The sequence below is a fragment of the Paenibacillus sp. SRL342 genome (genome assembly GCF_984798905.1).
This window is the reverse complement of record NZ_OZ481790.1, coordinates 6,134,963-6,148,122: the sequence shown is the minus strand read 5'-3', so window position 1 is coordinate 6,148,122 and position 13,160 is coordinate 6,134,963. Positions and strand designations below refer to the sequence as shown.

Genomic DNA, 13,160 nt, shown 5'->3' with positions numbered 1-13,160 from the left:
GGAGATTATGACCAAGATGCGATTATATTGTGTCCCTTATGCAGGTGGTTCAGCATCAATATATAACAAATGGAAAAAGGGGTTATCCGAATCCATTGTGCTGAACCCGGTTGAACTTGCAGGACGTGGATTGAAATTCTCCAAGCCGCTCTATGAGAGTATTCAGCAAAGTGTAGATGATGTATTTGATTATATATCTAGCGATTTACCAGATGAGGAGCCATATGCCCTATTTGGACATAGCCTCGGAAGTCTGATTATCTATGAACTGTATAACAAAATGCATGAAGAGCAGTTCAGGAAACCCATACACATGTTTTTCTCGGGGCGAGAGACGCCGGATTATAAAAAAGAACAGGTCTATTACCATTTGCCCGAAGGACAGTTCATCGACCGCATTAAGGAAATGGGCGGTACCCCGGATGAGTTCTTTGAAAACCAGCAACTGATGGATATGTTTATCCCCATATTACGTAAGGATCTGGAGATGAATGAGACGTATACCTACGAAGAGAAGCCTTATAAGCTGCAATGTGATATCACGATACTGAACGGAGCAGAGGATGAAGGTTACATTCTGGATTGTGCAGAACGTTGGAGAGGTTATACGGAACAAGGAAGTGCCGCCCGGATATACAAAGGGGGGCATTTTTATTTATTTGAAGGCAGTATGCATCGGGTGACTAGCATGATCAATCAGACATTAACAAGTTATATGGAGTAGATCCTATACGGAGGTGAGGTGTCCAATGAATCAACGGCAGATTACTTCAATTGAACAGCTAGAGACAACTATTCTGGACGTATTTCATGTGGTGCTGGGAGCTGATGCGGGAGTCACAACCACGATTAATTTTTTTGACTTAGGGAGTGATTCTCTGCTTCTTGCCCAGGTCTATAATCAACTTGAAAAATTATATCCAGCCCAAATTACGTTAACCAATATGTTTGCCTATCCTACGATCTCCAGACTTGCCAAATTCATCGCAGACCAGGAAGGCATGGAACTGGAAGCATACCCTGTTCCATTGGATTACATGCAGAATGGTGGACAGGCCCTTCAAGACCATCGGTATGAATTCCGGATCGAGAAGGATCGCTTTAATGAAATCAGGAACTTGTCCAAAACGGCAGGCTGCACGCCTGTAGAATGGTTATGGTCTTTGTTTGCATATCTGTTGACGGAGATTGGCAATCAGCCGCAACTCACGGTCTATACACTGATTTATCGGATGAATCATATCAGTTCCATTCCGCTGGATGTGCAAGAGGTGCAGGATTTCAATGAGTTGTTTGCCCTAGCTAAACAAGCTTTACATACAGCAGACGAACAGCCTGGTCATCATATCCAGGATCTGGTTAGAGCAGGGATGAGATCACAGCATGACGCCATCCGTCCGCTATTTTACGAGGCAGATTATGTCAGTGGAGGCAGGGGGGCGCTGGAGGAACTGTTTGATGTCATCTGTGAAATTCAGAATGAAAAACGAAATATGGTGGTAACGCTGTATTGTAAACCCGGAATGAATACGGTTCAATGGAACCTTTTTTTCAGAACCTATGATCAAATGCTTGCCAAAGTGATTGAAAGTCTCCGCTCAGCGGCTGAAAGGGGATAAAACAATGAAAAACAAACTGATGGATTTCAGTGAACTGGGTATTCGTGACACAGCTCAGACGGAGTCGTCTAGTCAGCTACCTCCAGTGGCAACTCCAGCTACTATCCGTCCGGGTGATATCGCGATCGTTGGGCTCAGTGTTCGTATGCCCTTGGCAGATGATGCGGAGCAATTCTGGAATAACTTGTTGCATGGTCTGGATTGTACGAGGGATCTGCCGGAGCAGCGACGCCAGGATGCCGATAATTACATCTCTCGTAAAATGAACCCTGGTGAAGACACCAAATATTTGGATGGCTCTTATCTGGAACATATCGATACCTTTGATTATCCCTTTTTTCGATTTACCCCAAAGGAAGCCAGTTTAATGAATCCGGCTCAACGTATCTTTATGGAGACAGCTTGGGCCGCTTTTGAAGATGGAGGATATACCAGTGAGAAGCTGGCGGGAAGCAATACAGGAGTATACGTTGGACTGGTATCCGATCTGGAAGGTTATCGGTATAAAGAGATGATTCATGATGTGGAGCCACAGTCTCTGCCGATCTCGGTCACAGGCAATCTATCCTGCATTTTACCCAGCCGTTTATCATACCTTCTTGATCTGAGAGGGCCGAGTATGGTGGTGGACACTGCCTGTTCTTCATCTCTGGTTGCAGTGCATCATGCTTGTAATGCCATTCGTTTGGGTGAGTGTGACATGGCGCTGGCAGGAGGCGTAAAACTCAACGTTCTTCCTCTGGACAAGGATTACTACCGAATGGGCATTGAATCATCGAATGGCATGACACGCCCCTTTGATGATAGCTCAGATGGTTCCGGAATAGGTGAAGGTGCGGCAGTCATTATGCTGAAACCACTTCAGGATGCTATCAGGGACAAGGACCAGGTGTATGCAGTCATTAAGGGCAGTGCCATTAACCAGGACGGGAACTCCATGGGGATTACGGCGCCGAATGCCAGAGCCCAGAGTGAGGTCATTGTGAAGGCGTGGAAAGCTGCGGGGGTCGATCCGGAAAGTATCGCTTATATTGAAACCCATGGAACCGGGACTGTCTTGGGAGATCCGATTGAAATCGATGGCATTAAGGGAGCATTTGAGCAATACACCGATAAGAGGCAATTTTGTGCGATCGGTTCGGTGAAGTCCAATATCGGACATTTGTATGAAAGTGCTGGGATTACAGGACTTGTTAAATCCGTATTGTCCTTAAAAAAAGGAATTTTACCTGCGGTGCAGCATTTCGATCGCCCGAATCGCAATATTGATTTTAGTGGAACGCCTGTGTATGTAAATACACGTAACCGAATCTGGCCTGCTGAGGGTGAACCTGTACGAATGGGTGTCAGTGCATTTGGATTCAGCGGAACCAATTGCCATCTCATTCTGGAGCAGGCGGGTGCAATGGAAACCAACAGCGAGACTGAGACGCGGGAGTACCTCTTCCCTCTTTCAGCCAAGACGCTTCAAGCCCTGCAACAATATATATCCAAATATACGAAATATCTGAAAACAACCGATCACACGTTAGCTGATATATGTTACACGGCAGGCACCTCCCGAACCCATTATGAACACCGTCTGGTACGGATTGCTTCCAGCAAAGAGGATTTGCTCGCCCAACTGACCGAACTTGAAGAAGGCGGATTGGAATCCATTCGACAGCAGTCAATCCCGGAGTCCAGTCAGCTGCATTTAACCGCTCATTGTGAAACCTATCTTGGGGGTGGGGAGGTAAGCTGGCCAAGCCTGTATTCAGGTGAGGATGTTCGCCGAATCAGCATCCCGACGTATCCATTTGAAGCTCATCGCTGCTGGATTGAGCTATCTGCTCCTCCGTCCCAAACCAAGACGGATGCCAGCGCTATGGAGAACATTCACCATTATGAGTTGGGTTGGGTTCCTGAACCGGAACGTAATTTCGATCGGAAGTTATCGGAAGGTCATATCGTTATTTTTATGGACGAAAAAAGAGAGGAAAAAAGAGAAGATCTATCTCTTCGTAAGACACTACAGCAGCAGGGGCATCAGGTTATTGAAGTGTTTGATGGACCTTCGTTCCTTCAAGTATCTTCCGAGAAGTATGTCATTTCAGACCATCGTGAGAGCATGGAACAATTGTGGGCTCATTTGGAAAAATTGACGATCACCCGGATTATCTATATTCAACAGGATCAGTCCTTTCATCCATTCTTCTATCTCCTTCAGGAGATGATAGGTGCCCAATCACTGGAGCCTGTTGACCTGGTGTTGTTGACGAATCCAATCCATTCCATCACCGGAAGAGAAGAAAATGTATTTCCTCAGGCTGCCCTGATGTTTGGTCTGGGTTTGGCTGGACGAAAAGAAGATGCACGCCTGCAATGCCGATCCATCCAAGTGGACGCGGAGACTTCGCTCCAGGATATTGTGGCTGAACTGGATCATGAAAGTGATGATTATGGTGTAGCTTATCGTGCAGGTACGCGTTACATTCAGCAGTTTGGAGCGCTGGACCCGAGTGCGTATCCTAAATGGAACTACAACATTCGCAATGACGGATTGTATCTCATTACTGGCGGACTGGGCGGCATTGGGCTGGAGCTTGGATTACAACTCGCGGAGCGATACCCGGGAATTACACTCGCACTGGTGAACAGAACTTCGCTTCCCGCACGAGAAGAGTGGGATAGCATTCTTGCTACACATTCCAACGAAGTGTTAGCTCAGAAAATCCGATCTGTGCAACAAATGGAAGCTGCTGGTGCGACAGTTCTTCCTTACCAAGCAGACATTTCAGATGAAGCTTCCATGCGAATGATTTTGAGTGAATTACGTCAGAAATACGTTCGCATTGCAGGTGTCATTCATGGAGCAGGGGTCGCTGTAGGTGGAGATCATCCACTTAAGGATAGAACGATAGAAGAAGCTGAACGTGTATTATGCCCTAAAGTGCAAGGAACCCAGGTCGTGGATCAACTCACCAGAGAGGACAATCCAGACTTTTTTGTGATGTTTTCATCCATTGCAACGTTATTTAGCGGACCGGGACAGGCCGATTACGTTGCTGCCAATGCGTATCAGGATGCTTACGCAGCCTATCGCAACCAAGAGATGGACGGAACGATGACGGTCAACTGGTCAACCTGGAAAGAAACAGGCGCAGCTGCCGCAACGGGCTACGGAGTAGACACCCTTTTCAAAGCAATGACCAATAAAGAGGCTCTGACTTGGCTGGATCAGGTGGAAGGACGTCAGATTGAACGTGTATTGATAGGACAGATGTCGACAGACCGTGGCATGTTGAAGATGATTCGCAACTATCCGTTTAGACTTTCTCCTCAAGTGGAGAGCTGGATTGATTCACGTCTACAGAGAACTTCATCACCGAAGGCGCCAGCGCCAGTGACCCCGCAAAGTGTAGCCCGGCAGGATACCGTGCTGAATGGTGCGGATGACGGAGAATACACACCATGGGAGAGAAAGGTTGCCGAAGTGTGCCAAGCTATTCTGGGCTTTAATGAAATTGATATCCATGACAGTTTCTTCGAACTTGGAGCTGACTCGATTCTGGTGAAACAAATGTATGCACAACTTGACCGTCAGTACCCGGGGGTACTCGTTGTTGCAGATCTGTTCGAACATCCGTCTGTGCACCGATTGGGTGGATATCTCGCTGATAAAACAGGCCACAAACGGGAGAAGAAACAGGTAGAGGAGCCTGTAGGTGGTGCAATTGCGCTGGACGAGGAAGTCCATTCTCTTTTTGATCAGTTGGAAGATGGCAAGATCAGCATGGAGGATATGCTCAAAGGATTAAAACATATCTGATATGTAAGGGGACGATACATTGGAACAGTTGCTTAAATACATTATTGAGAATACATCTGGTGGCAAAATCGACAAAAAAACGGCGATTGATATGATTACGCTGTTGAAACAGCAGAAAAAGAACACTCGTGCAGATATTGCCATTATCGGCATATCTGCGCATATGCCCATGGCTGATCATGTGGAGGAGTTCTGGAACAATATCGAGAACAAAGTGAATTCCATTGTGGAGTTCCCTGAAGCGAGACAAGAGGATGTGCTGAAATATGTACGTTTCAAACAGCAGGATGAAGATGGGCTGAGCTTTATTAAAGGTTCCTACCTGGATGAAGTGGACAAATTTGATTATCGCTACTTTAAGCTGACACCCAAAGAAGCAGCCCTGATGAGTCCTGACCAGAGAATTTTTCTCCAGACGGCATGGGAAGCGGTGGAAGATGCAGGTTATGGAGGCGCAAAGTTATCCGGTAGCAATACGGGATTGTATGTAGGGTATTATAGCAGCACCCGAGACAATTATGCCAATATTATCGCCGATGTAGAACCGGAATCCATCTCCATCTCGGTAACGGGCAATGTGACTGCGGTACTGGCGGGGAGAATATCCTATTTGCTGAATTTGAAAGGCCCCAGCATGGTGGTGGATACTGCATGTTCATCATCTCTTGTTGCTGTTCATATGGCCTGTCAGTCGATCCGAAGTGGTGAGTGTGATGCAGCCATAGCGGGTGGGGTGAAGGTGAATACGCTCCCTGTTTTTAATAAATATGAGCAATTTGGCATTGAGTCCTCCGACGGGGAGACGCGGACATTTGATGATGCCTCAGATGGGGCAGGTGTGGGTGAAGGTGTGGCCGCCATTCTTCTAAAACCGTTAAGTCGGGCCATTGAGGATGGGGATCATATCTACGCCGTCATTAAGGGAACTGCTGCCAATCAGGATGGAACCTCTATTGGGTTGACTGCACCGAATCCGCGTGCCCAATCCGAAGCGATCGTGAAGGCATGGGAAGAAGCGGGGATTGACCCTGAGACCATCCGTTATATTGAAGCCCATGGTACAGCGACGGAGCTAGGAGACCCGATTGAGATTAAAGGGATTACCAATGCTTTTGAACAGTTTACCACCAAAAAACAATTTTGCGCGATTGGCTCTGTGAAATCCAATATCGGTCATTTATATGAATGTGCAGGCGTAACAGGGCTGCTCAAAGCAGTGATGGCCTTGAAACATCAGAAGCTGCCGCCGTCTCTTCATTTTGCCAAACCCAACCGCAACATCCGGTTTGAGCAAACGCCAGTGTATGTGAATACACAACTCCGACCCTGGGAAGCGGAAGAGGGAGTCCCGCGCAGATGTGGTGTCAGTGCTTTTGGATTCAGCGGAACCAACTGTCATGTCGTGCTTGAGGAAGCTCCAGCCGTTACTGCTCAAGACCCAGGAGAGGATCAGGATTTAGGCAAGCAGCTGTTTGTATGTTCGGCTCAGACGGAAGAAGCGCTTATTCGATTGCTCCAGCGGTATGAGCGTTTCCTGAAGGAGAATCGTGAAGTTCCTGTTGCGAATGTCTGTTATACGGCAGCTACAGGTCGTGGGCATTATGAACATCGTCTGTCCCTGCTTGTGGAAGACACGGCTCAACTGATTCACCTGTTGGAACAACCGTGGACCCAATTGAAGACACAAGAGGGAGTCTATACCGGTGCTCCCGCTCCTAAGCCTACAGGAGCCGAGCGTATGGGATCGGAAGAACGTGAGCGCACCAGACGTCAATCGTCTCAGGCACAGGAACGGATCAAAGAACTTGCTTCCAGTCCTCTTGTATGGGATGAATCAGCACTTCGGGAGCTGGCTTTACTCTATGCGGAGGGTGCAACGATGGATTGGGGGCAGCTATATCAAAGAAGACAGGTACGGAAGTTGAGTTTACCTACGTATCCGTTTGAGCCCAGCAGATGCTGGATTGATATTCAAGACCCGACTGCTGTGTCGTTAAAGGACTATTTTCATACGGTGCGCTGGATAGAGGACGATGGGGATACGACTTTGCATACCTCGGTGCCTTCCTCTTCAGGCACAGTCATGATGATCGGTAATGGTACCGAATTGGAACAGGAACTGTCGGCAGAACTGGAGGGCGAATGCAAGCGGGTAGTCCATGTGAGACCGGGTAACCAGTTCCGGCAAATATCGGAGAATCAATACGAAGTCGGCGGAGCTGCTCCGGCGGCCTATACTGAGCTGTTAAACATGTTCACAGACGGTGAAATTACTGAAATCATCTATTTATCCATGATGGGCAATTCATTATATCCTGAAGATTTGGCAGCTATTGAAGCCAGACAACAGGAAGCTTTCTACTCACCGGTCTATCTGATTCAGGCGCTTATGAGCAAAGGCTTTGCTGAAGAAATTCATCTGAACCTGATTGCTGAGTACGCTGGACAAGTCACAGGAAGAGAAGAGAGGATTACCCCTCATAATGCACTCTTAATGGGACTTGGTAAAGTGATTCAGCAGGAATATGGACATATTCGGAGCAAGTTTATAGATGTGGATCAGTCCATATCTGCGAAGGATATCCTCAAGGAAAGACATATCAACGGTGAAGCTTATGCTGTTTCGTATCGTGAAGGCCAGCGTTATACGGAGACCTTTACAGAGATGGATCTTAATGAACATGAGAGCGTACCTTTCAAGGTGCGTCCAGGCGGTTTATATCTCGTGACAGGCGGTACAAGTGGTATTGGTCTGGAAGCAGCACGGTTTCTGGCTTCTTCGGAGCAAGTGAAGCTGGCGATTGTTGGTCGGACACTTCTTCCGGCAAAGGAGGAATGGGAAGACATATTGGAAGCAGGCCAAGATTCCCGCGGTCCCAAGATGCAAGGCATCCTTGAACTGGAAGCATTGGGCGCAACCGTTCATTATTATAATGCGGATCTTGCCGATGTTGCGGGCATGACGGAAGTGATTCAGGATATCACCCACCGCTACGGGGACATACATGGTGTTATTCATGGAGCAGGTATTCCCGGAGACGGATTTATATATCGCAAAAGCGATGAGGAATTCCAGACCATTCTTGGACCCAAGGTGAAGGGAACCTGGATTCTGGAGAAACTGACGCGAGATCAAGACATGGACTTTATGGTATTGTTCTCTTCCGGTATATCTGTGATCGGTGAAATTGGACAAGGGGATTATACGGCAGCCAATTGTTACTTGGATTCCTTCGCGGCATGGAGGACAGGGCAGGGTCGAAGAACACTCTCCATTGATTGGGTATCGTGGAAAGAGACCGGGATGTCCGTAGAATTTGGTATCAATGTGGATGGCATGTTTAAAACCATTCCTACAACGGATGGTATCGCAGCGATGGAAGCAGCCATGAGCAGACAACTCTCGCGAGTATTCATCGGTGCGATGAATTATGGAAGTAAACATCTCGCTGCACTTGGGCAGTTCCCGTTCCGTTTGTCGGATAAGTTGGAAGCCGGAGTGAAGCGGAGTAAGGAAATCGCTGACCAGGGAGCATCGAATCGTTCCAACCGGACCGTACCACAGGAGAAGCATACGGGGCCCGTAGATCTTTCAGGGAATGAAGGGGGACTCTATTCGGAAACCGAGCAGCAGGTAGCACGCATATACAGTGAGATTCTGGGTTATCAGGAGATCAATATCTATGATAATTTCTTCGATCTCGGGGGCAACTCCATTATGCTGATCCGTATGCATGAGAGGCTGAACGAGGAGTTTCCGGGTAAAGTGAAGATTGCTCATTTATTTGCACATACGTCTATCCATAAGCTGGCACTGCATGTGAACCAGGGTAACGGCACGGCTGTAAAAGCAAAAGCGGCTGCTCCTCTGGAGCAAAAGAAACCAATCGTTGAACAGGATGAGGCCATCGCCATTATTGGGATTGCTGCGGAAATGCCAATGGCTGATACGGCAGAGCAGTATTGGGACAACATCTTGAACGGTGTGGACTGTACAACGGATTTTCCAGAGGGACGCAAAAAAGACATGGATGCCTATCATCAATGGATGAATGCCAAGCTGGGTGCGGACAAAGAAGTGCAGTACCTTCAGGGTGCATTTCTGGATAATATTGATCAGTTTGATTATAAGTATTTCCGTTTGTCTCCGAAGGAGGCCGGATTAACGGACCCGATTCAGCGGTTATTCATGAAGACGTCATGGCATGCGGTAGAGGATGCAGGTTACGGAGGGCGCATCGAAGGAACAAATACAGGTGTCTATATGGGTTTTGCAAGTAGCCTGAACGATTCTTATCTCAAAATGATCTGTGATCTGGACCCCTATCAATATCCGATGTCCATTGTCGGGAACATCACAGCCATGATGCCGACTCGTATTGCCTATCCACTGGATCTCAAGGGGCCTACGATGGTGATCGACACGGCATGTTCTGCATCACTTGTCGCTACCCATCTGGCCTGCCGGGCCATTCGTAATGGTGATTGCGAGATGGCGATTGTCGCAGGTGCACGGATCAGCCTCAGTCCGTTGGATCATGATTATTTGAAAGTCGGCATTGAATCTTCGGATGGATTAACCAAGCCATTTGATCAAGAAGCAGATGGTTCGGGGCTTGGTGAAGGCGGAGCCGCCGTAGTATTGAAGTCACTAAGCAAGGCGATTGCGGATAAAGACAATATTTATGCGGTTATCAAAGGAAGTGCCATTAATCAGGATGGAGCTTCGATTGGCATTACGGCTCCGAATCCTGAAGCACAGACGGATGTCATTGTGAAGGCATGGCAGGATGCCGGTATTGATCCTTCGACCATTGGTTACGTGGAGACGCATGGTACAGCGACGAAGCTCGGCGATCCAATTGAAATGGATGGACTTACCACAGCGCTGCGCCGATATACAGACAAGCATCAGTTTGTTGCTATAGGCTCGGTCAAGTCCAATATAGGCCATTTGTTTGAAGCAGCTGGTGTGGGCAGTCTGGTTAAAGCGGCTATGGCCTTGAAACATCGGGTATTACCACCTACGCTTCATTTTGATAAGCCTAACTCATCCATTTCATTCCAGGATTCGCCGTTGTATGTCAACACGAAATCGAGACCATGGGACGGGAACGGGGAGCCGCTTCGCTGCGGAGTCAGTGCCTTTGGATTTAGCGGAACCAACTGCCATCTCGTACTGGAAGAGCCGCCTGTGATCCAGGAACGGAAGATTACCAGAGATGTGGAAGTGTTCACGCTAAGTGCCAAGAGCCGCAAGTCATTACTTGCGCTGGTTGATAACTATATCCGTTTTATCTCAGAACGTCAGCAGGAACTTTCGCTCAAAAACATATGTTATACCGCGAATACGGGGCGCTGGCATCATGTATATCGGATTGCCTTTGGAGTGACGGACACATCCGATCTGCTCATGAAGTTGCGGCTACTCGCTACATCAGGTCTCGAATCCACAGGTGAGCATCAGCTCTATTATGGCGTGCATAAAGTAGTCACAGAGAAGATCAAAGGGAAAGACCACGAATTGACGGGGCAGGAGAAGTCCATCTTGAAGCAGGGGGGCAGAGATTGCCTATCCCGATACATGGAGTCTTCAGATCCGGGTTTATTATATGAATTATGCAGACTGTACACTACAGGCAGTGACGTGGATTGGAGCCTGATGTACAGGGAAGAGGAAATTCGTAAAATCAGTCTTCCATTGTATCCATACGATAATACACGCTGCTGGGTGGATCTTCCCGAGCAGTCTTCAGTGTATGCACAAGCGAGCACCAGATCGGTACCGGAAGCCTACGAGCTTGTATGGCAGCAGAAGGAGATAGCGAAAGAGGATTCCGATCAGCCGATCGAAGCGAGCCATGGTACTACACTGGTACTTCTGGATGGGTCCGATTATGCAGCTGAGATAGCAGCACGTATGGAACAGTCGGGGATGCAGGTATATACCGTACTTCAGGCGGATGTTCTGCAATCTGACACGGACAGTCGAAATCTGGAACAGGTGGAAGTCTATCAGCGTGTGCTGCAACAGGCGGGCCTAGACCAACTTTCCAGAGTGGTGTATCTAAACGGTGTGGGCAGTGATGAACATGCAGCAAGTGTATTTAGTGACATGGAATCATTAGAGTCTGTTCTAGATGAACGTGTATATGGGTTCTTCCGGTTTATTCGAGCGCTGTTGTCCAGTTCTCTGAGCCAGCCCATGGAGTTAGTTCTGGTATCCCGTGAGGTCAATTGCATTACCGGTACGGAGCGGATAAAGCCTCATCTGGCTTCTGCCTTTGGAATGGGCAGAGTGGTAGGCAAGGAGAACATACAGGTTCATTGCCGTTGTATAGATATGGATGAGGACTCTTCTCTGGAGCAGTTGTTGCAAGAGATCGGTACGACATCTTCCTACTATGAGGTGGCCTATCGTAATGGAACACGGTATGTTCAGGAGTTCAGAGCATTGAATGAATCTGCACCTGCTGAAGATGCCTTTATTTTTGACAACGATGGTGTGTACATCATTACCGGTGGTACCGGTGGAATTGGCTTGGAAACGGCGCGATATCTGGCTTCCGACGCTCCAGTGAACCTAGCATTAATCAGCCGTACACCGATGCCTGCACGTGAGGAATGGGATGCCATTGTTGCAGAACAATCGAGATTCAAGGTGATTCATCAAATTACAGTTATTCGTGAACTGGAGAGCCGGGGACATCAGGTTAGTTGCCATGCTGCAGATGTGTCGGATCTGGATGCCATGCGTGTAGTTCTGGATCAGCTTCGGGCAACGTTCGGGAAAATTAAAGGGGTTGTCCATGGCGCAGGGGTTGGAAGCTCGGAAATGATCACAAGCCGTTCACAGGCGGGATTCACCGAGGTATTCTCTCCCAAAGTACATGGTACTTGGGTATTGGATCAACTTACCGAACAGGATCATCTCGATTTTATGGTGCTATATTCATCGATCGCTTCGGTATTCAGCGCCCCGGGACAGGTGGATTACATTGCTGCCAATGCCTACCTAGATGCATATGCTGACTACAGATCAATGATGGGCAAGCGCACGCTGACTGTGCAATGGTCTACCTGGAAGGAAACGGGTATGTCAGCAGAGCATGGGTTTGCTGTGGATACGTTGTTCAAAGCCATGCCTACGGAACAAGCGATGAATCAATTATCTCTTGTGATGCGGCAATCATCGGTTCGCCGAGTACTTATTGGTCAGATTCATTATGAGGGTCAATTGATATCGGCACTGGCCAAAAGTCCGTTTGATCTCTCTTCCGCTATTCGCGTTCAACTGGACCAACGGATGAAGCAAATGGCCAACAAGCGTCTCCGGGTATCCTCGTCAGAGGAACGTGACGGAGAAGTGGTTTTGACAGGTAAATCAGACGCAGCCTATACACCAACTGAAAAGGCACTCGCTTCCATCTGTCGAACGATGCTTGGTTTTCATGAGATTAATGTAGGGGACAGTTTCTTCGAGATGGGTGCTGATTCCATTGTGCTTATACAGGTTCAGGCCCGGATTGATCAGCAGTTTCCTGGTTTGACCAAAGTCACGGATTTGTTTGCGAACTCCAATATTAGCAGATTGGCTCGGTTTATGGATGAGAAGGCTACTTCGAAGCCACAAGACATGGAGCAGGATCTGAAGCGTGTAATCGACCAGATGGAAAGTGGCGACGTTACGCTGCAGCAGGCTTTGAATAACCTGATTAACCTGTAAAGGA

At 48.0% G+C, this 13,160-nt stretch carries 4 protein-coding genes; all 4 read left to right on the top strand.

Annotated features, from left to right (window positions below; all coding sequences use genetic code 11):
- Positions 1 to 7: 7 nt before the first annotated feature.
- The 4 genes from AC4E8D_RS27125 to AC4E8D_RS27110 are packed head-to-tail and all read left to right on the top strand — an operon-like array spanning position 8 to position 13,156.
- Entirely contained in the window at positions 8 to 724 is a 717-nt protein-coding gene (locus AC4E8D_RS27125; protein WP_179088547.1) for a thioesterase II family protein, read from the top strand.
- A gap of 25 nt (positions 725 to 749) precedes the next feature.
- Entirely contained in the window at positions 750 to 1,619 is an 870-nt protein-coding gene (locus AC4E8D_RS27120) for a phosphopantetheine-binding protein (protein ID WP_339179603.1), read from the top strand.
- A 4-nt stretch (positions 1,620 to 1,623) separates the two neighbouring features.
- The gene (locus tag AC4E8D_RS27115; RefSeq protein ID WP_405130861.1) at positions 1,624 to 5,430 is read left to right on the top strand and encodes a type I polyketide synthase; all 3,807 of its coding nucleotides are present in this window, start codon (positions 1,624 to 1,626) and stop codon (positions 5,428 to 5,430) included.
- A 19-nt stretch (positions 5,431 to 5,449) separates the two neighbouring features.
- The gene (locus AC4E8D_RS27110; protein ID WP_490205410.1) at positions 5,450 to 13,156 is read left to right on the top strand and encodes an SDR family NAD(P)-dependent oxidoreductase; all 7,707 of its coding nucleotides are present in this window, start codon (positions 5,450 to 5,452) and stop codon (positions 13,154 to 13,156) included.
- Positions 13,157 to 13,160 lie beyond the last annotated feature (4 nt).